Annotated in this window: 19 protein-coding genes; 18 read left to right on the top strand and 1 reads right to left on the bottom strand. The window is 56.7% G+C overall.

The annotated features are described in order from the left end of the window. Positions 1-79: 79 nt before the first annotated feature. The 8 genes from AALG83_04625 to minE all read left to right on the top strand — a co-directional run bounded on the left by AALG83_04625 (position 80) and on the right by minE (position 7,740). Positions 80-667 (top strand): Maf family protein, encoded by a 588-nt coding sequence (locus AALG83_04625; protein MEY8382438.1) that lies wholly within the window; start codon positions 80-82, stop codon positions 665-667. Between the two features lie 169 nt (positions 668-836). After that, on the top strand, positions 837-1,814 hold the full coding sequence (locus AALG83_04620; protein ID MEY8382437.1) for a rod shape-determining protein: 978 nt from the start codon (positions 837-839) through the stop codon (positions 1,812-1,814). Between the two features lie 169 nt (positions 1,815-1,983). Beyond that, positions 1,984-2,820 (top strand): rod shape-determining protein MreC, encoded by an 837-nt coding sequence (gene mreC / locus AALG83_04615; protein MEY8382436.1) that lies wholly within the window; start codon positions 1,984-1,986, stop codon positions 2,818-2,820. Beyond that, on the top strand, positions 2,817-3,338 hold the full coding sequence (mreD, locus tag AALG83_04610) for a rod shape-determining protein MreD (protein ID MEY8382435.1): 522 nt from the start codon (positions 2,817-2,819) through the stop codon (positions 3,336-3,338). Before mreC ends, mreD begins: the two co-directional genes overlap by 4 nt. Positions 3,339-3,352: 14 nt before the next feature. After that, entirely contained in the window at positions 3,353-5,842 is a 2,490-nt protein-coding gene (locus AALG83_04605; protein ID MEY8382434.1) for a penicillin-binding transpeptidase domain-containing protein, read from the top strand. A gap of 100 nt (positions 5,843-5,942) precedes the next feature. Continuing rightward, entirely contained in the window at positions 5,943-6,608 is a 666-nt protein-coding gene (gene minC / locus AALG83_04600; GenBank protein ID MEY8382433.1) for a septum site-determining protein MinC, read from the top strand. 24 nt (positions 6,609-6,632) lie between these two features. After that, positions 6,633-7,430 (top strand): septum site-determining protein MinD, encoded by a 798-nt coding sequence (gene minD / locus AALG83_04595; GenBank protein MEY8382432.1) that lies wholly within the window; start codon positions 6,633-6,635, stop codon positions 7,428-7,430. 16 nt (positions 7,431-7,446) lie between these two features. Further along, positions 7,447-7,740, top strand: coding sequence for a cell division topological specificity factor MinE (minE, locus tag AALG83_04590; GenBank protein ID MEY8382431.1), 294 nt, complete (start codon positions 7,447-7,449; stop codon positions 7,738-7,740). Between the two features lie 106 nt (positions 7,741-7,846). On the opposite strand, the gene AALG83_04585 is transcribed toward minE, so the two are convergent. Beyond that, positions 7,847-9,016 carry an FtsW/RodA/SpoVE family cell cycle protein gene (locus AALG83_04585; GenBank protein MEY8382430.1) on the bottom strand — a complete coding sequence of 390 codons (1,170 nt, stop codon included), beginning with the start codon at positions 9,014-9,016 and terminating at the stop codon, positions 7,847-7,849. Between the two features lie 585 nt (positions 9,017-9,601). Here AALG83_04585 and AALG83_04580 point away from each other — a divergent pair. From AALG83_04580 to infB, 10 genes are all read left to right on the top strand, one after another. After that, the gene (locus AALG83_04580) at positions 9,602-10,315 is read left to right on the top strand and encodes a hypothetical protein (protein ID MEY8382429.1); all 714 of its coding nucleotides are present in this window, start codon (positions 9,602-9,604) and stop codon (positions 10,313-10,315) included. Next, entirely contained in the window at positions 10,308-11,189 is an 882-nt protein-coding gene (locus tag AALG83_04575; GenBank protein MEY8382428.1) for a site-2 protease family protein, read from the top strand. Before AALG83_04580 ends, AALG83_04575 begins: the two co-directional genes overlap by 8 nt. Before the next feature lie 123 nt (positions 11,190-11,312). Beyond that, positions 11,313-13,127, top strand: a complete 1,815-nt coding sequence (locus AALG83_04570; GenBank protein ID MEY8382427.1) for a TIGR03960 family B12-binding radical SAM protein — start codon at positions 11,313-11,315, stop codon at positions 13,125-13,127. Further along, the gene (locus tag AALG83_04565) at positions 13,124-13,780 is read left to right on the top strand and encodes a TIGR03936 family radical SAM-associated protein (GenBank protein MEY8382426.1); all 657 of its coding nucleotides are present in this window, start codon (positions 13,124-13,126) and stop codon (positions 13,778-13,780) included. Before AALG83_04570 ends, AALG83_04565 begins: the two co-directional genes overlap by 4 nt. A 23-nt stretch (positions 13,781-13,803) precedes the next feature. Next, entirely contained in the window at positions 13,804-15,327 is a 1,524-nt protein-coding gene (locus AALG83_04560) for an Rne/Rng family ribonuclease (GenBank protein ID MEY8382425.1), read from the top strand. 320 nt (positions 15,328-15,647) lie between these two features. Next, the gene (gene rimP / locus AALG83_04555) at positions 15,648-16,112 is read left to right on the top strand and encodes a ribosome maturation factor RimP (GenBank protein MEY8382424.1); all 465 of its coding nucleotides are present in this window, start codon (positions 15,648-15,650) and stop codon (positions 16,110-16,112) included. 10 nt (positions 16,113-16,122) lie between these two features. Further along, a complete protein-coding gene (nusA, locus tag AALG83_04550; GenBank protein MEY8382423.1) occupies positions 16,123-17,274 on the top strand; it encodes a transcription termination factor NusA in 1,152 nt (383 codons plus the stop codon). Between the two features lie 6 nt (positions 17,275-17,280). Next, on the top strand, positions 17,281-17,559 hold the full coding sequence (locus AALG83_04545) for a YlxR family protein (protein ID MEY8382422.1): 279 nt from the start codon (positions 17,281-17,283) through the stop codon (positions 17,557-17,559). Next, the gene (locus AALG83_04540; protein MEY8382421.1) at positions 17,543-17,875 is read left to right on the top strand and encodes a ribosomal L7Ae/L30e/S12e/Gadd45 family protein; all 333 of its coding nucleotides are present in this window, start codon (positions 17,543-17,545) and stop codon (positions 17,873-17,875) included. Before AALG83_04545 ends, AALG83_04540 begins: the two co-directional genes overlap by 17 nt. Continuing rightward, entirely contained in the window at positions 17,872-20,694 is a 2,823-nt protein-coding gene (gene infB / locus AALG83_04535) for a translation initiation factor IF-2 (protein ID MEY8382420.1), read from the top strand. Before AALG83_04540 ends, infB begins: the two co-directional genes overlap by 4 nt. Positions 20,695-20,696 lie beyond the last annotated feature (2 nt).

Here is a 20,696-nt window from a genome sequence, read left to right as displayed (position 1 = left end):
AAAAGATGCGCTGGCTGGACATTTGCGCGCGTTTGCGGGATAATGGAAAGCGAAATTTTGTCAAATAGGAGAGAAGATCATGCGGTATATTTTGGCCTCTGCTTCGCCCAGAAGGCAGGAACTGCTGGCGCTGGTTTTGGACGGCCCGTTTGAGATTCAGGTCAGCGATGCGGATGAAAGCACAGCGCTTTCGGATCCGGCGGAGCTGGTGCAGGAGCTGGCAAAGCGGAAAGCTCAGGCGGTTGCCAAGGGGCAGGAGGATGCGGTCATTTTCGGCGCGGATACCGTCGTAGCCCTGGAGGGGCAGATTCTGGGCAAGCCCAGGGACAGGCAGCAGGCAAAAGCCATGTTGGAGCGGCTTTCCGGCAAGACGCACACCGTCTATACGGGCATTGCGCTGCTGCATACCCAAAGCGGGCGCATGATCTGCGAGGCAGACAGCACGCAGGTTACTTTCGCACCCATGCGGCCGGAGGAGATTGAGGCGTATCTGAATACGGGAGAATATGCCGATAAAGCGGGCGCCTATGGCATTCAGGGCGGCGCGGCAAAGCATATCGAAAAGATTGACGGATGCTATTTTAATGTGATGGGCCTGCCCGTACACCGCACATATGAGCTGCTCAAACAGCTGATGGAGGAAGTGAGCGGTAAACAGTGCAGGTGAATAGGTGTCATGCGCGGCTTTGCTGTGCAATCGAAAAGACGGCGATGGAAAAGGGCTCGGGCAACCGGGCTCTTTTTTATGCATACCCGCCCAGCCTTGTGGCATATATGTGTATAGAAACTCCAGAATATGGAAAAGATAGTCTCATATTCTGACAGGAGGAAAAGCAATGAGCAGTTTATTCACACAGGCGCTGGGCGTGGATTTTGGGACGGCAAACCTCTCGATTAGCGACGGGCAGCGGGGCACGCTTTTAAGAGAACCCTCGGTTGCGGCTATCAGCGCAGTTTCGGGAGAGCTTTTGGCAGTGGGCGAGGCGGCCAGCATGCTGATTCGCCAAACACCCGGGGAAGTTGTGGCGACATATCCCGTAAGCAGCGGATGCATTTTAGATTATCAGGTTGCCCGCCGCATGCTCAAGTTTTTTCTGCGGCGCATGCGCAAAAACAGGCATATGGCTTATGGCACAAAAGTGGTTATGTGCGCCAGGCCGGGCGTGGGCGGCAGTGAAAAAATGGCGATGGAGGAAGCCGCGCGCTATGCCGGAGCCAAGGAAGTTTCGCTCATCGAGGAGCCGATTGCCGTGGGCATAGGCGCGGGGCTGAACGTCTTTGAGCCCAGAGGACGCATGATCATCGAGCTGGGCGCCGGGGAGGGCTGCGCTTCGGTGGTCTCGCTGGGCGGCGTAGTTGAATCCCAGCCCATCCCCACGGGCGGAAGCTATATGAACCAGTGCATTGCAGACTATCTGCTCTCGGCCTATGGCGTGCATATCGGGGATACGGCGGCCGAGGCCATCAAGCTCTCCTACAGCGAGCATGAGGGAGAGATGAGCGCGCTGGGCCGGGGAGAGAAGAGCGGGCTTCCGGAGGAAATCCATTTTCGCCCCTCGGAGATCGAGCAGGCGCTGATGCCCGTCAGAGAGAAGATACTGGAATGCGTCATCCATTTGTTTCAAAAGACGCCGCCTGAGCTGGTGGCAGATATCAGCGAGGAAGGCATTCTGCTTTCAGGCGGATCTTCCCTGATGCCGGGGCTGGCAGATTTTATCGGGCAGAGCACGGGTGTGCCGGCCCGGCTGGCAGAGCATCCCTTTTCTGCGCCTTGCCAGGGCGCGGGCATGGCGGCGCAGATGCGGAATTGTTAATAAATTTTGACGAGCCTTTTAAAAAGAAAGACAACTGTGATATAATGAAGGCACCGGCCGGGCGTTTCCCCGGCAGGTGCCTTTTTTGCCGGCAGGTTTTTGCCGGCCTTTGAATAAAGCAGTTGATTTTCGCGCGCTTTTGGGCGCATTGTTTTAAAGGAGTCGTTTGATGGGGTTTTGGAAAAACCGTCCGCTGATCATAGCAGTCATTTTCTGCATTATTTTATTCGTTTTGTTGCTTTCGACCTCTGGCAATACGCAAAGCGGCGGCGCCAGCAGCGCCATGGGCAGGATGCTTGCACCGGTTCAGCGCTTTTTGTATTCCAGCACGGAGAGCATCGGAGATTTCTTTGCCGGGCTCTCTAAAAACGGCACGCTGAAAGAGGAGAACGCGGCGCTCAAAGAGCAGGTTGCCGAGATGGAGAGCGAACTGCGGGATTATGAAAACCTGCGCCAGGAGAATGAGCGCCTCAAAGACCTGCTGGGCGTGGTGGATTCCTATGGGGATTACGAGAGGCTGACGGCGCGGGTGATCGGAAAAAGCCCGGGCGCCTGGTTCGACGAGTTCACCATCAATGCCGGCGAGAAGCAGGGCGTCCAGAAGGGCATGATCGTCTATACGGCGGATGGCCTGCTGGGCAAAGTGGTGTATACTTCGGCGACGTATTCGCGCGTCATCTCGCTGATTCACGATAAAAGCGGCGTTTCTGCCATGGTGGAGCGCACCCGGGATAACGGCGTCATCAAAGTGGCGGAAAACGGCGAGGAGCCCAGCGATTTGCAGCTCTTCTACCTCTCTATGAACAGCGACGTCAAGCCGGGGGACAAGATCATCACGTCCGGCATTGGCGGAGTCTACCCCAAGGGCATTCCCATTGCGCAGGTGACCGAGGTCAGCACGGATTCTTCCAGCGAGAAGGTCGTCATCGCAAGAAGCAATGTGGATTTTGAGCATGTGGAGGAAGTTGTGGTTATTTTGCAGCTATTTGAAGAGGTGCCGCAATGAGATACCTTGCTCTTGGCCTGACGCTCGCGCTCTCCTTGTTCCTCAACGGCGTGGTGTTTGTGCAGTACCCCATTTTTGGCATCCAGCCGGATTTCATGCTCTGCTGCATGGTTTGCATGGCGCTCAGGGAGCGCACGCTCACGCCCGTGTTCTATTTTGCCGCCGGCGGAATCGTTTTTGATGTGCTCTTTTCCGCAGGGCTGGGCTTTTATGCGCTGCAATATCTGATTGTGGGCATTCTGGTTTATCTGTTTGCTGCGGCCAGAGGGGAAAACGATCTGCGCCTTGTCCCCATTGCCGGCGCGGCGGCGCTGCTTGTAAAAGATATTCTGGCATATTTCCTATGCCTGTTCCTGGGCCGAAGCATGGATTTCGGCAAGCGGTTTCTAACCCAAACCCTGCCCGGCGCGCTGATGGCAGCGCTGCTTTGCTTTGGGCTGTATTTTTTGTTTGAGCGGCTGTATTCCTTTCGCTTTATGGGGACAAACGCAGATTTGCCCCGCAAAGACGAGCTTTAAGGGGGAGGTGTGCGATGTTTTTAAAGTTTAAGAGCAGATATATTGCGGCGCTTTGTGCTTTGGTTGCGCTGTTTTTGTTTTTGGGAGTCAACCTGTTTTCGCTCACGGTAACGCATGCGGATCAGTATGCCAGCGCGACGCGGACCAACTCCGAGCGCTCGGTTGCCGTCAAAGGCGCCCGGGGGACGATTATGGATAGCTCGGGCGTGCCCCTGGCATACGATGTGGGCAGCTATAACGTGGCCTTCTACCGCGATCCGGCCAACAACGCCTCCAGCGACCGCGCCAATTACACCCGCATTCTCATGAAAGCCATCGAGGTGATCGAGAGCCACGGGGGCAGCACCATCGATACCTTCCTCATCCGCAAAAACGAGGAGGGCGTGTTTGAATACGATCTGGACGGCCTGACGGACGAGCAGCGCCAAAAGCGCATCGAAAACTGGTGCGCCAATATGCAGATCACGGATCCCGAGGCATCGCCTGAGCAGCTCTATTATGAGATGCGCACGCGGTTCCGCATCCCCGAAGATGTGGATTATGAGCAGGCGGTCAAGCTGCTCTCCATCTGGCAGGAAGTCCAGAACATGATGTATAAATCCTATATCCCGGTAACCATCGCCTATAATGTGGACTTTGAGACGGTCTCCGAGCTGGAGACCCGGGCGGTGGAGCTGGAAGGGATTCAGATAGAGCAGAGCTACACCCGGGTTTATCCCAAAAAATCCACTGCCGCGCATATCATCGGCTATCTGGGCCGCATCACGGATTTGGACGAGCTGGCCGAAAAAGAGGCCCAGGGCTATTCCGCGGAGGATCTGGTGGGCAAAGTCGGCATCGAGGCCACGATGGAGCAGTATCTCTCGGGCGCGACCCAGGAAAAGCAGGGCAAGCGCAGGCTGGAGCTGGATGCCTCGGGAAGCGTGATTGGGCAAACCGGCTATGAGGCGCCCAGGCAGGGGGACAGCGTCGTCCTCACCATCGATCTGAAACTGCAGGAGCTGGTGGAGCGCGAGCTGGAGGCCAATATCAAGCAGGACTACCAGGAGCAGCTGCAAATGTATCAGGAGGGCCGGGCAGATACGCCGACCAAAGAGGGATACGACAGCAAGCTGGCCAAGCGCTCCAAAAAGGAGATTGATTTCATCAAATCCGGGGCGGCCATCGTCATGGAGGTCAAGACGGGCAGAGTCCTGGCGCTGGCTTCCTACCCAAGTTACGACCTCAACCTGTTTACCGGCGGCATCTCGGATGAGGATTTTAATGCGCTGCTCAACGATCCCGCGGCGCCGCTTTTCAACAACGCCATCTCCTCCGTCTCTACGCCGGGCTCCATCTTCAAGATGGCGACGGCTGTGGCCGGCCTGATGGAAGGGGAGATCACCGTCAATACTGTGATAGACGATGTCGGCCCTTATAACAAATACGTCAAGGAAGGCGCGCGGGCGCCGGAATGCTGGGTTTCGCCCAACTTTTCGCACCACGCCGGCGGCCAGAACGTCATTTTGGCGCTGAAAAACAGCTGCAACTACTTCTTCTTCGAAGTGGCAGACCGCCTGGGCATCGACAGGCTGATGAAATGGACGGACAATCTCGGGCTGACCAGCAAGACGAATATCGAGCTGACCAGCGAAGCCGTCGGCTGGATTGGCCATCAGAAGATTTTATACGATCCCGAGCTGCCCATTGACGGCCAGCGGACGTATAAGCCGACCATCGTCTACAACCGCATCTATGAGCAGCTGCAAACCTATGGCGAGGCCCGGGGCGTTACCTACAGCGAGGCGCAGCTCAGGCTGGCATCCGCCAGCCTGGTGGATCTGGCAAGGCTGGGGCGGCTGGATATTGGCCCGGAAATCCGCCAGGTGTTGAGCGATACGCTGGATATCCCGCAGAACGTCTCACTGAGCCGGGGCTGGACCAACGACATCTTAAACTGGCTGCGCGAGCTCATCTGGACTTCTACAGATACCGTTACCCAGGGCATCGGCGTTACGCCCACGCAGCTGACGCCCATCGCAGTTGCGCGCTATCTCTGCGCGCTGGGCAACGGCGGGAAGGTGTATGATGCGCATATCGTGGAGCAGATCATCGACAGCCAGGGCAACGTCGTGAAAAATTTCGAGCCGACTCTCGTGCGGGATCTGGAGCTGCCCCAGAGCGTGAAGAATGCCATCATGCAGGGCATGGAGCAGGTTGTCTCGGCGGAGGACGGAGGCACGGCAGGCGCCGCCTTTGTCAACTTTGCCTATAAGGATCAGATTGTAGGCAAGACGGGCACAGCGCCGATCTCTACCATCGATTTGGAGGATAACATCTGGCTCTGTCTGCTGGCGCCAAAGGACGACCCGGAAATCGCGGTTGTGGTATTTTTACCCAACGGCCTTTCCAAATCCAAGGCATATCCGACGGCCAAAGCCATCATCAGCTATTATTTTGAATCCAAGGCACAGCAGGATCCCAGCGCATCGCCCTCGCCTTCGGAGGGGACGCTGCTGGAATAGCCGCGGCAATTTCTGCCAAAATGCGCGCAAAAGAATTGCAGTCTGCGCGCATTTCGGTTATAATTAATTAGATTTACAGGGATTTCAACTGGGAGAAATTATGATAACGCTCAAAAGCACACAAGAGGGATTGGAATTTTGGATTTCCGATGCAGATTCCTATCCTAAAATTAAACAGGAGCTTGAAGATACTCTTGGCGCAAACCGGGATTTTTACCGCGGGACGCATCTTCCGGCCAATTTCTTTGGGTGGGAGTTTACCGATCTGCAAAAGCGGGAGCTTTCGGCGTTTTTAGGCCGGGAATACGGCATATACCGCGTGCATTTTTCGGATGACGAATCGCCGGATCAGATGCCGGAGCAGCCCAAAAGGCGCGGCCGCCGTGCAGCTGCCCGGGCAGAGGAACAGGCGCCGGAGCCGGAAGCTGCTTTCATGGAGCGCAGAGACGGCAGCATGTTTTTGCCAAAAACCATCCGCAGCGGACAGCGGATCGAATGCCAGGGGGATGTTGTGGTTGTGGGCGATGTGAACCCAGGGGCGGAGATCATCGCGACGGGCAATATCGCGGTGTTCGGCAAACTGCGCGGGCTGGCTCATGCCGGCGCCTCCGGCCGCCAGGATGTGATCATCGTGGCGAACTACCTGGTTCCGCAGCAGATTCGGATTGGCGGGAAAATCGCCATCATCCCCAAAAACCGGCGCATTGACGGGCCGGAAATCGTGAAAATTTTAGACGGAAAAATCGTAGTGGATTCTTTGGCTTAGAGCATATTGGAGGAAAGAGAGCATATGAACAACGTAATCGTAGTAACATCCGGCAAAGGCGGCGTCGGCAAGACGACGACTTCGGCGAATATCGGCGTGGGGCTTGCGCGGCTGGGCAAGCGCGTTGTGCTGATGGATACGGATATTGGCCTGAGAAACCTGGACGTCGTTCTGGGGCTGGAAAATAGAATCGTCTATGACCTGGTGGACGTTGTCAGCGGGACATGCCGCTTAAAGCAGGCGCTGATCAAAGATAAGCGCTATGACGGCCTCTATCTGCTGCCGGCCGCGCAAACCAAAGATAAAAACGCCATCACGCCGGAGCAATCCAAGGCGCTGGTGGAGGAGCTGGAAAAGGAATTCGACTACGTGATCATCGACTGCCCGGCAGGCATTGAACGCGGCTTTCAGAACGCGATTGCCGGCGCAAAGAGCGCAATTGTCGTAACCGTTCCGGAGGTTTCCTCTGTGCGCGATGCGGACCGCATCATCGGCCTGCTGGGAGCGGCGGAAGTGGAGGATATGAAGCTTCTGATCAACCGTCTGCGCCCGGATTTGGTCAAAAAAGGGGATATGCTTGCCATCGACGACACGCTGGAAATCCTGGGCATCGATCTCATCGGCGTGATTCCCGAAGATGAGCTGATTTTCCGCTCCAGCAACCTGGGCGAGCCCGCCGTTACGGATGATTCCTCCAAGGCAGGCAAGGCATACCGGGAGGTTGTCGACCGCATTTTGGGGAAAGACGTTCCCATCAGCACGCCGGAAGAGAAAACGGGCTTCTTCGGCAAAGTCCGCAAGCTGTTTGGCGGGAAGGAATAAGCGGGGGGGAGCAGAAATGGCAATGTTTGGTTTATTTGGAAATAAGAAAAAGACAAGCAGCTCTGTCGCCAAAGACAGGCTCAAGCTGGTTTTGATTCACGACCGCGCCGGAACTTCCTCCAACAACGAGATGATCGAGATGATGAAGCGGGATATTCTGAGAGTGATTTCGGAATATATCGAGATCGATGAGTCTGAATTTGAGCTGGATATCAAGACGGCAAAGGGCGGGAAAGACCGCGTTTTTTCCGAGATCGTCGCCAATATTCCCATCAAGCGGGTGCGCAAGATGGGCAAAAACAAATACTAGCCCCAAGGGGCGGGAAAAACCGGCAGAAAGCCGGTTTTTTATTGCAATAAAAAGAGCCCCGCCGGCGATTTTGGCAGGCGGGGCATGGGTACAGACAGAGAGCAGATTAGAGCGGCGTTCGCCTTTGGGAGCGCAGATAGACGTTAAGCACAAGCCCAATGTTTATAAGCGTTGCCAGCAGATTCGAGCCGCCATAGCTGACCAGCGGCAGCGGGATGCCCGTTACAGGCATGACGCCGATATTCATACCGATATTTTCAAACACATGGAAGAACAGCATACATGCCACGCCAACGATGATATACATGCCGAAATCATCCCGGGCGCGCATGGAGATGCGGAAGAGGTGATAGATGAGGAAAAGATATGCGCCGACCAGCAGAATTGCGCCGACAAAGCCGACGGCTTCAGTTGTGCTGGAAAAGATAAAATCCGTATGATCTTCGGGCAGAAAATTGGATTGCTGAGTGAGCAGATCTTGTGAGAAAAAGCCCTTGCCGCGGAATCCCCCGGAGCTGGAGACGGTTTTAGCCCGAATGACGTTGAACCCTTTGCCCTCGGGATCTTTGCTGGGATCGAAGAAGACCTCGATGCGCCCCTTCTGATCCTCGCTCATCAGCAGCCAGGCGATGGGCAGCATGGCCAGCGCCGCGCCAAACATGGGCCCGAGAATTTTAAAGCTGGTTTTAGACATGAACAGCAGGCCGATGAGAATGAACAGATAGACCATGGCCGTGCCCAAATCCGGCTGGGCCGCGATGAGCACGACGGGGATAAGAAACCGCCAGAGAATGGGCAGCAGATCCCGGAATTTTTCGATGCCGCCGCTCTTATTCTCTGTGCGCTCGGCGAACTCGCGCGCCAGCACCAGGATGATGAGCGGCTTGCAGATCTCGCTGGTCTGGATGCCGACAGAGCCGATGCGCAGCCAGCCCTTCAGACCGCGCTGGTTGGCGCCGAAAATCAGCGTTATCACCAGCAGTGCGACACAGCCCCAGTAGATGATATTGCAAAACTCGCGGATATTGCTGTAGTCCACGAACAGCAGGACGATGATGAGGATGACGCCCAGGCAAAAATAGATAAACTGCGTCAGCGGCAGGCTGGAACTTAGGCTGCCGACATATTCGAGGAACGTCTGTGTATCGGGATCAAAGGCAGTGCAAGTCGCGCTGGCGATGGCGATCATGCCAAAAAAGGCCAGGCCAAGCGTCAGCAGGACGGTGATCCAGTCGATGCGCTTTAGAATATCATAATTCTTATTTTTCGGGCTCATAAGAATTCCTTTCGTTGGGATAATAGAGGGTCTTGGCCGCGGCAAAGCGGCACCCGAATGATGGAACACAGCGAAACTTTTCATCGCCGCTCGTGTCGTTCCGCCCGATTGGTAGAGTGGTGAAATCTGCCATTACCACACGCGAAGCCGGAAGTCAGCTTGTCAGTTCGTACATGCTCGCGCAGAACGTGTTTGCCTTGCTTGCGAATCATATTTGCCAGCGGGCAGATACTCTCTCGTTTCCAGCCGCCATGCGAACCGGCTTTCCCCGCAATCCAATTTTTAAAAATAAGTAAAGGGATATGGGGCTTGCCCCCATGATTATCCATTGCCCTTGGCCTTTTCATCAGTGCCGTGAGGTTATTATATCATGGCGGCGGCGCGCATCGCGCGACGACGGCAGCCGTCAATGAACGCTCAGACTTCGGAAGAGCTTTGCCCTTCCGTTTAAGCCGTGCGTCTATTATACCGCAGCAGCCCATTTCTGGCAAATGAACAAATCGTGAAAGCAGAGAAAACAGAAATATTTTTCCGGCTGGGTGAGTATAGATTATTACACCCGAAAGGCAAGGAGGGATATTGATTATGGCAGAAAACCGGAAAACGGCGAACAGTGAATTTATTTCCAGCAAAAGAGGAACGAGGGTCCAGCGCCCGCAGAGGGTGGAAGAAGAGCCGAGCGGCAGTCTGCTGGAACTGAAAAGCGGATGGAAGAGTGTCCGTAAAAAGGTGCAGGAGGCGCCGGAGGGCTACCGCAAGCTGGCGCGCCGGGCGATGGTATGCGCTGTGCTGGCGCTGGGCATCTGGGCTGTGAAAAGCATGGATACGGCGGTTTCCAACCAGATCATCGGCGGCGTCGAGAGCGCCACGGGCAGCGAGCTGGAAAAAGACGATGATATCGGCCAGCTGAAGTTCGTCAGCGGACAGCAGGGGGATGCGGTGAGCGTTTCGGGCTCGCTTTACAGCCTGCCTTTGGAAGGCGAGGTTGTGGAATCCTTCTCGGACAGCGGCAAGGACGTCAGCATTAAGGGCGAGGGAAGCGCCAGAGTGAGCGCGATTCTGCCGGGTGTCGTGGTAAAAACCACCAGCGACAGCGTGGTCGTCGAGAATATCAACGGCACAAAGAGCACATATTCCGGCGTAATCCCCAGTGTTTCGGCAGGCGATCAGGTGAGGAATTCAGATATGCTGGGTCAGCTTTCGGGAGAAGTGCTCTGCCTGGAGACGGTGAGCGGCATTGGCTATGTGGATTCCCTGAGCATGCAGGATATGACAGAGGCATCAGCGCAAATTGAGTAGCAAGTTTTTTGGGGGCAGGCTGGAAGTTAATTTTATCTTTATTCCGGTTGTCTTTCTCATGTGCTATGTGAGCGGGGTCGAGGCGATATTGGCCTTCTGCCTGGCGCTGTTGCTGCACGAGAGCGCTCATGCCGTCATGGCGCAGGCGATGGGCGTGCGCGTGCGGAGCTTGGAGCTGATGCCCTTTGGATGCACGGCGCATATCGAGAGTTTTGCGGTGGTCAGCCCAGGGGCGGAGATCGCCATGGCCGCCGCCGGGCCTTTGGCAAACCTGGCGCTGGCGGCGCTGTTGCAGTTTGGCGCGGACGTCACGGCGGAGGACACCTTTCTCGCCGCGCTTTACCGCTCGAACCTCTCGCTGGCGGCGGTCAATCTGCTCCCGGCGCTTCCCATGGACGGCGGGAGAGTGCTCTGCTGTGTGCTCTCTTATGCGATGCCGAGGCTGCTGTGCGTGCGGCTGGTCAGCGCCATGGGTGTGCTGACGGGGCTGGGCGTAACCGGGCTGGGCGTGCATTTCTGGCTGACCGGGACGCCCAATCCCACCATCCTGCTCATGGGCAGTTTTATGATCTTCGCCTCGGCGAAGCACTACCATGCGGCGCCGGTTTGTGTGATGCAGGATACGCTGCATAAGCGCAGGGAGATTTTCCGGCGCGGCAGTGCGCAGGTGCGGGGCACGGCGGTCTGCGGGGAGCGCAGCTTGGGCGACGCCATCGCGCGCATGGATGCCAGAAGCTACAACCTGCTCTATATCCTGGATGACGATATGCGCCTGCTTGGGACGCTGGGCGAAGGCGAGATTATGGATTACGCGCTTTCCCGGGGCAGCGGGGAGAAACTGCGGGAAATTGCAAAACTGCGGCGCAGTGTTTGACCCTTGGCAGAGATAATGTTATAATACAAGAACAGTTTATATACGGGCGGTGCATGGCGAGATTGGCGCGGCGTTTGCCAGCCCAAAAGCCGCGGGCCAAAAGCCCTCCGGGAGGAAATTTTGATCGACCTGAAAAAGTTAGAGAAAATCCTGCCCCTGGTGGAAAAACCGGGCAGATATATTGGGGGAGAAGTTGGGATTGCAAGAAAGCGGACGGATGTGCCTATCCGCTTTTTGTTCGCTTTTCCGGATATTTACGAGGTGGGGATGTCTCACCTTGGGAGCGTTATCCTGTATCATCTGACCAACGAGAGAGAGGACACCTATGCGGAGCGGGCCTATGCCCCCTTCCCGGATATGCAGCAGCAGATGGAAAAAGAGGGGATTCCTCTTTTTTCTTTGGAAACATATACTGCGGCCGGCGAATTTGATATCGTCGGTTTTAACCTCTCCTATGAGATGTGCTATACGACTGTACTGCGCATGATGGAGCTTTCGGGCATCCCGCTGAGAAGCCGGGAGAGAGACGAGAGCTATCCGCTCATCATAGCCGGAGGAACCTGCACCTATAACCCAGAGCCTTTGGCGGATTTTATCGATCTGTTCATCATCGGCGAGGGAGAGCAGGTCAATATGGAGCTGCTGGATCTCTATGCGGCGCATAAAGAGCAGGGCTTCTGCAAAGAGGAATTTTTGCGGGAGGCGGCGCGCATCGAGGGCGTCTATGTCCCCTCGCTGGTGGAGTTTACCTACCGGGAGGATGGGACGGTTGCACAAATCCGGGGAGAAAACCTGCCCGTGCGCAAGCGCTTTCTTCTGGATATGGATTCGGCCTATTTTCCGGACAAGCTGATTGTGCCAAACGTCGGCATTGTGCACGATCGGGTTACGCTGGAGATTTTCCGTGGGTGCACCCGGGGCTGCCGGTTCTGCCAGGCGGGGTTCATCTACCGGCCGGTGCGGGAGAAGCGCGTGCAGACGCTGTGCGAGCAGGCGAGGGATTTGATTGACCGCACGGGCTATGAGGAGATTTCGCTCTCTTCGCTGAGCTCGGGGGATTACAGCGGCATAGAGGAGCTGGCGGATCGGCTGTTTGACGAGTTCGAGCAAAAGCGCGTGAGTATCTCGCTGCCCTCTCTGCGGGTGGATTCCTTCCAGAAGGAATATGCGAAGCGTATGCAGAGCGCCCGCAAACAGAGCTTTACCTTCGCGCCCGAGGCCGGGACACAGCGGCTGCGGGACGTCATCAATAAAAATATTACTGAAGAGGAGATTCTGCGGGGCGTCCGCTATGCGTTTGAGAGCGGCGCGACCACCATCAAGCTCTACTTCATGATTGGCCTGCCCACGGAGACCTATGAAGATCTGGATGGCATCGCGGATATCGTCCTGAAAATCAAAAGCGTGTTTGGGCAGGTGCCAAAAGAACTGCGCCGGGGCAGCCTTCAGATCAACGTCAGCACGGCGTCTTTCGTGCCCAAGCCCTTTACGCCTTTCCAATGGGAGGCGCAGGACAGCGGCGATTCCCTGCGGGAAAAACAGCGCTATTTAAAGGAAAAACTGCGCATGCGCGGCGTAAAGTACAGCTATCACGATACGCCGCTCTCCTATTTGGAGGCGGTTTTCGCCAGAGGAGACCGCCGGCTTTGCGATGTGCTCTACTACGCGCGCAAAAACGGGGCGCAGTTCGATTCCTGGCAGGATCAGTTTTGCCAGGAAGCATACGGCAAGGCCTTTGAACAGGCCGGAATCGACCCGGATTTCTATGCCTGCCGGGAGCGGGATCTGGACGAGATTCTGCCCTGGAGCCATATCGACGCCTATATTTCCCCGCGCTATTTGAAGCGCGAACTCGCCCAGGCAAAGGCCGCGAAAACCACGCCGGACTGCAGGGAAGGCTGCCAGGGATGCGGGCTGGGGAGGTTTTGCAAACAATGAGAATCGGAGTAAAATTTAGCAGAACGGGCCTTGGCCGCTTTTTATCACATTTGGATTTGCAGGATATGTTTTCCCGGGCAGTTCGCCGGGCAGGCATCCCTGCGCAGTATTCCAGCGGGTTTCATCCGCATATGAACATGGCATTTGCTTCCGCCATGGCCGTTGGCCTGGAGACGGAAGGGGACTATTTTGAATTGCAGGTGCAGGAAGATTTGGACTGCGCCGCCGCCAAAAAGGCGCTGGCAGAGCAGATGCCAGCCGGGTTTGCCGTCTGCGAACTGGGCAGGCTGCCCGAGGGCATGGGCAAGCTGATGGCGCTGGCCGTGCGGGCGGAATACGAGATCATAGAGCCGGACGCGGCTTTTTCGGCGTGGCTTGCTCAGCTGCTGGAGCAGAAGAGCTTTGTCATCGAGAAGCAGAGAAAAGGAAAGACGCGGCAGATGGAGTTGCGCCCGCTCATCTATGAGGCGAAGATAGGGCAGTCCATTCGGCTGATGCTGGGCAATTTCGGGGCTGAAACCGTAACGCCCAAGCTTTTGATTGCCGAGGCGGAAAAGAGGCTGGGCGGCCTGGAGCAGATGCGGGTCGTGCGCAAGGATTTATACGCCGGGCAAAATGGAGAATATAAAGCTCTGTCTGAGCTTTTTGTATAGTTTTTATGAGTGGAGGGTTTTGGATGAAAAGAGAGATCATCGCAGACGTCAACCCGCATGAGGCGAGAGTCGCTCTGCTGGAGGATGGGGAGCTGGCAGAGATACAGGTGGAATTCCGCGGCAACGAGCGGCTCGTCGGCAATATCTACAAGGGCAGAGTGGAGAATATTCTGCCGGGCATGCAGGCGGCGTTTGTGGACGTGGGCCTGGAGAAGAACGCGTTCCTCTATGCCGGCGATATTCTGGCGGATAAATCCGACTTTGAGTTCCAGGGCGAGCGGGCCAATGTGGATCGCGAGCTGAAAAATACCAATATCAAATACTTGCTCAAGCAGAACCAGGAGATCATGGTGCAGGTGCTAAAGCAGCCGGGCGGCACCAAGGGCGCCCGGGTAACGACGCATATCACGCTGCCCGGCCGGATGATCGTGCTCATGCCGACGGTGGATCATGTGGGCGTTTCCCGCCGCATCGAAGACGAGGCCGAGCGCGAGCGCCTCAAGACGATCATGGAAAAATACAAGCCGGAGGGTATGGGCATCATCGTGCGCACGGCGGCCGTGGGCTGTTCGGAAGAGAAGCTGGCGGGGGAGGTCAACTTCCTGGCGCGGCTCTGGGGCAAGATTCAGGATAAGGCGGATTTCGTCTCGGCGCCCAGGCTCATCCATTCCGAGGAGACACTGCTCTTCCGCACGGTGCGGGATATGTTTACCGAAGATGTGGACCGCTTTGTGATCAACGACAAGGATTACTACGAAAAAGTGCTGGCGGTAGTGGAGATTACGACGCCCGCGCTGGCGGACCGGGTGGAATACTTCGCCAAGCCCGACAATATCTTCGATCTCTACGGCATCGAGCCGAAGGTGGAAAAGGCGCTTTCCAAAAAAGTCTGGCTGGATAACGGCGTCTATCTCTATATCGAGGAGACTGAGGCGCTGACGGTGATCGACGTCAACACGGGCAAATACGTCGGCGAGGACGATTTGCAGGAGACCATCGTCAATACGAATATCGAGGCGGCCAAGGAGATCGCGCGCCAGCTGCGGCTGCGGGATATCGGCGGCATGGTGATCATCGATTTTGTGGATATGGAAGGCGAGGAGAACGAGGCGAGGGTCGTCGCGGCGCTGGAGGAGGCGCTGCGGGCGGACCGTACCAAGACCAACGTCGTGGGCTTTACCGGCCTTGGGCTGGTGGAGATGACGCGCAAGAAAGTGCGCCGCAAGCTCTCTGCACTGCTTTTAGAGGACTGCAAGCGCTGCGGCTCCAGCGGGAAAGTCTATTCCCCCCAGGCCATGGCCATGCGCGTGCGCCGGGAAGTGAACCGGTATGTGCTGGCCAAGGATTCCTCCCGCTATCTCGTGGAAGTTTCCCCGGCGGCGGCAAAATATATTGAGGAATGCAATAATCAAAATCAGGCAATCCTAAAGCTATACGAAGGAAAGCAGTTCTACTTAAAGGGGAACCGCAACCTCAGCTCGGGAGAATGCAAAGTATCCGTCATTTTGGATGAAAAGAGCATGCACGGCGCGCAGATTTTCTGCTGATGTGGCGCCTGCGGCCCTCTGAGCCTGGCAAAAGGGCGGAAAAGCTGGGGCAAAACGCATAGTTTTTGCCAAAAACGCTTGTAAACGCCGTTTTCTTATGCTAGAATAAGGCCAGCAATAGTGCTCTGACAGAGAGTGGGGTTTCGCCCACTCTTTCCTTTATAACTTAGGCAAGATGTCCCCCGCCTCTTAGGAGGCGGGCGCCATTTTTCAATCAGCGGGGATACAATTTTCCGCTGACTGAAGCGCGGCAAGGCCGCGGCTTGCCGCGTGAAATGACGGGGCAAGCCCCTGATTGAAAAGCTTTGGGAGGAACATCGTTGTCCAGAAAAATTGAGGAACAGATTGAACGGCTTGTGGGCGCAAAGATAGAGCAGATGGGCTATGAGCTGGTAGATGTGGAGTATGCGAAAGTAAAAGGGCAGGATGATGAGCTGGTCGTCTATATCGACAGGCAGGGCGGCGTCACGCTGGACGACTGCGAGGCCGTCAGCCTGGCGGTGGAGCCCATCATCGATGAAGCCGACCCGATTGCTCACGCATATGTTTTTTGTGTTTCTTCGCCGGGCATCGACCGCCCGCTCAAAAAACCGAGGGATTTTGAGAAGGCGCTGCAGACCAAAGTGGATTTGAAGCTCTATGAAAAGCTGAACGGCAAAAAAGAGATCACGGCGGTTTTAATTGGGTATGATGAGAGCGCCGTTCGCCTGCAAACGGAAAAGGGGCAGGAACTGGAGCTGGGCAGAGAGAAGATTGCGCTCATTCGGCCGCATATCGAGTTTTAGGAGGGTTACGATGAACCAGGAATTTATGGAAGCTCTGGAAGAGCTGGAGCAGGAAAAAGGGATTGACAAGCAGACGCTGCTGGACGCGATTAAAACAGCGCTGATTTCCGCATATAAACGCAATTTTGGCATCACGCAGGATGCCCGGGTGGAGATTGATGAGCAGACGGGCGCGATTGCCGTCTATGCAGAGAAGGAAGTGGTGGAAGAGGTGTTCGATCCTTCCTTTGAAGTCAGCCTGGACGAGGCGCGGGCCATCAACGAAGCGTATGAGATTGGCGATACCATCGAAGAGGAGGTTACGCCGGCCTCCTTCGGCCGCATTGCGGCGCAGACGGCCAAGCAGGTTGTCGTGCAGCGCATCCGCGAGGCCGAGCGCGGCGTGATCTATGAGCAGTATATCGACAAAGAGAGCGAGATCATGACGGGCACTGTCGTCCGCCAGGAGCGCGGCTGCTACTATCTGGATCTTGGCCGGGTGGAGGGCATGCTGCCCATGAAGGAGACGATTCCCGGCGAGCGCTATGATATCGGGACGCGCCTGAAGGTTTATGTCATCGAAGTCAAAGACGCGGCAAAGGGAGCGCAGATCGTCGTCTCCCGCTCGCATCCGGGGCTGCTCAAGCGGCTTTTGGAGCTGGAAGTGCCGGAAATCGCTTCCAACACTGTCATCATCAAGAGCATCGCCAGAGAGGCGGGCCATAGAAGCAAAATCGCTGTTTACAGCGAGGATCCCAACGTGGACTGCGTAGGCGCGTGCGTCGGCCCCAAGGGCAGCCGCATCGAGCGCGTTGTGGAAGAGCTTTCGGGCGAGCGCATCGACGTCATCAGCTGGCACGGGGATACGGCGGAGTTTATCGCCAGCGCCCTGCGCCCGGCAAAGGTGATCATGGCGCGGGTGATCGAAGAAGAGCGCGCGGCGCAGGTGATTGTGCCGGATTATCAGCTCTCGCTGGCCATCGGCAAGGAAGGCCAGAACGCCCGGCTTGCGGCCAAACTCACGGGCTATAAGATCGACATCAAATGCCAGTCGCAGGTTGCGGGCGATATGTTCGGCGAGGGCGAAGGGCTGTTCGATTTGCCGCCTGTCGATGAATATTACGATGAAGAGGATTTCTCCTTTGGCGACGCGCTGGAAGAGGATCCCGAGGTTGAGGAGTAAGGAAATTTGAAGCAGAAGAAAGTGCCTGTGCGCATGTGCGTGGCATGCAGGCAGGGAAAGCCCAAAAAAGAACTGATCCGCATTGTGCGCAGCAAAGAGGGCAGCGTCGGGGTGGATTTGACGGGAAAGGCTCAGGGCCGCGGCGCTTATTTATGCCCATCCGTGCAGTGCCTGGAAAAGGCAGTCAAGAGCCGGGCGCTTCAGCGCGCGCTGGAATGCGAGCTGACGGAAGAAATGGCGGCTGAGATAAAGCGGGTGATCCTAAGGCGTGAAATTACAGGATGATTTTTATGCGATGCTGGGGTTTGCCAGAAAGGCAGGGGCGCTTGCATGCGGCAGCTTTGCGGTTGAGCAGGGCCTGCGCAGGGGAAAAGTGCTGCTGGTTGTGGCAGACGAGGCACTGAGCGCCAGGGCGCAGGAAGAGATGGAGCGCCTGTGCGAGGCGCACCGCATTCCATTTTTGCTGGCAGGCCCGCCGCAGCGGCTGGGCGCGGCGATTGGCAAGCAGAGCAAGATAGTTGGAGTCATGGGGCAGGCGTTTTCCAAACGCTTGCAGGAGATATTTTTACAGGCGCAGCGGCGCGGAGGTGTAACTGTTTGAGCAAACTGAATATTTTAGAACTGCACAAGAATTTAAATACCTATGCGAAAGGAGCGCTGGAACAGGCCGGCCAGGTTGCCGACAGCGCGAAAAATCAGCTCAAAGATGTCCGCCGCTTGGAGGAAGAACTCTTAGGGCGCATTCGCAGGCGGGATGAGGCGCAGAAGGCCGAGGATTTGCCAGAGCCAGGCGCGCCGGCAGAGCCTAAGGCTGAGGCAAAGCAGGAAGCTGCCGCGCCGGCGGCTGATCCCGGCGTTTTGGTTCAAAAGCAGGAAGAGCCGGCAGCAAAGCAAAAACCAGCTGCTTCCGAGCAAAAAATAGAGCAACCGCAGGTAGAGGAGAAGCCGGTAACGATCGAGATGGAAAAGAAAGAGAAAAAAGAGGTGCGCCAGCAGACGGCGCCTCAGGCAAAGGAGAAGGCGGCTGCGCCCCAAAAGAACGCGGCGCCTGCAAAGGAAGAAAAGAAGAAGGTTGTCCTGCCCGGGCAGCTGGATCTTTCCATGCCTAAAATCCGCGTCGTGCGCTCGGCAAAAGAAGAGGAGCTGGAGCAGCAGAAGCGCGAAGAGAGAAGAAAAGAGCTTGCGCGCCAGAGCGCAGAGCAGTCGCGCCTGAACCAGGAGCGCTATCAGAACCGCCAGCAGAATGGCTATCAGCGCACGGGGCAAGGCGGCCAGAGAAACGGCCAGGGCGGCTATCAGGGCCGGCAGGGCCAGGGCGGCTACCAGAACCGCCAGCAGGGTGGTTATCAAAACCGGCAGGGCGGCTACCAAGGCGGCCGCGGCGGGTATAATCCCGGCGGTTTTGACAAAGATAAGGATGAGGCGCCAGCACGCCGCTCGGCCCCCAGCCGCAAACCTGCGGATAAGGGTGGGTTTGCAGCCATTGCGCCCAAGCCGAATCTGCACGACAACAAGAAAAAGCGCCCGGAGGAGAACAACGAGCGCAAGCGCCGCCCGGCTCTGAAGAATAAGAACGTCTATATTGACGAAGAATTCCAGATGGGTTCGCGCAAGCGCAAGCCCAATAAGATGCACAAAGTGGCGCAGCCCATCCAGCCCATTGTCGTAACCAATATTACGATTACGGGCGACACGATTTCCGTCAAGGCGTTTGCCGAAAAGACGGGCAAACCCGTCGCGGAGATCATCAAAAAGCTCATGTTGCTGGGCATGATGTGCACCATCAACTCGGAGATCGACTACGACACAGCTTCGCTGGTCGCGGGAGAATTTGGCATCGAGGTGGAGCAGAAAGAGGAGCAGACCGCAGAGAGCGCGCTCATCGCCGAGGATACCCCGGACGATGAGGCTAGCCTCATCACGCGGCCGCCCGTCGTTACCATTATGGGCCACGTCGACCACGGCAAAACCTCCCTGCTGGATGCGATTCGGGAGACCAAAGTGCAGCAGGGCGAGGCTGGCGGCATTACGCAGCATATCGGCGCTTATACCATCAGCATCAAGGAGAAATCCATCACGTTCCTGGATACCCCCGGCCACGCCGCCTTTACGGCCATGCGAGCCAGAGGCGCCCAGGCGACGGATATTGCGATTCTGGTTGTCGCGGCGGATGACGGCGTCATGCCGCAGACGATTGAGGCCATCAACCACGCGAAGTCTGCAAAGGTTCCCGTCATTGTGGCCATCAATAAAATCGATAAAGTGGGCGCGAACGTGGAGCGCATCAAGCAGGAGCTGACGGAATACGGCCTGGTTTCGGAAGAGTGGGGCGGCGATACCATCATGGTGCCCGTCTCTGCGCTGACAAAAGAGGGCCTGGATCAGCTGCTGGAAATGATTCTGCTGGTGGCGGATGTGGCAGAGCTCAAGGCCAACCCCGACCGCATGGCCAAGGGCACCATCATCGAAGCGCGGCTGGATAAGGGCCGCGGACCGGTGGCGACGGTGCTCGTGCAGAACGGCACACTGCGCGTGCAGGATACCATCGTTGCCGGAACGGCATATGGGCGCGTCCGTGCCATGCTGGACGACAGCGGCAACGCGGTTACCGAGGCAGGCCCCTCTATGCCGGTTGAGGTCATCGGTTTTTCCGAAGTTCCGGAAGCGGGCGATATTATCAATGCCGTCGAGCAGGATCGCCTCTCCAAGCAGGTGGCCGAGGAGCGCAAGGATAAGCTCAAGGCGGAGAAGCTCAAGAGCATGGCGAAAGTCTCCCTGGACGATCTGTTCTCCAAGATTGCCGAGGGCGAGATCAAGGATCTCAACCTGGTCGTCAAGGCGGATGTGCAGGGCTCTGTGGAGGCGCTGCGGCAGTCTCTGGAAAAACTCTCCAACGACGAAGTGCGCGTGCGCGTGATTCACGGCGGCGTCGGCGCCATCAGCGAGACGGACGTTTTGCTCGCCTCGGCCAGCAACGCCATCATCATCGGCTTCAACGTCCGCCCGGATGCGAACGTCTCTGCGGCGGCGGAGCGGGAGAATGTGGATATCCGCACATACCGCATCATCTACAACGCCATCGAAGATGTGGAAAAGGCGATGAAGGGCCTTTTGGCGCCCGAGTTCAAGGAAAATGTCATCGGGCATGTGGAAGTGCGGCAGACGTTCAAGGCGTCTGGCGTCGGGACAATTGCCGGAAGCTATGTGACGGACGGCAAGATTGCGCGCAACGCAAGCGTGCGTTTGCTGCGGGACGGCGTTGTGGCTTTCGAAGGCCAGCTCTCCTCTCTCAAGCGCTTTAAGGACGACGCGAAGGAAGTGCAGGCGGGATACGAATGCGGCCTCACGCTGGAAAACTTTAATGATATTAAGGAAGGGGATATCCTCGAAGTCTATGAGATTGTAGAAGTTGAGCGGTAGCC

Source organism: Christensenellaceae bacterium 44-20, assembly GCA_041223705.1.
In the GTDB taxonomy this organism is placed as follows: Bacteria; Bacillota; Clostridia; order Christensenellales; family Christensenellaceae; genus QANA01.
Note: the sequence above shows the minus strand (reverse complement) of the source record. Positions and strands in the feature narration are given on the sequence as shown.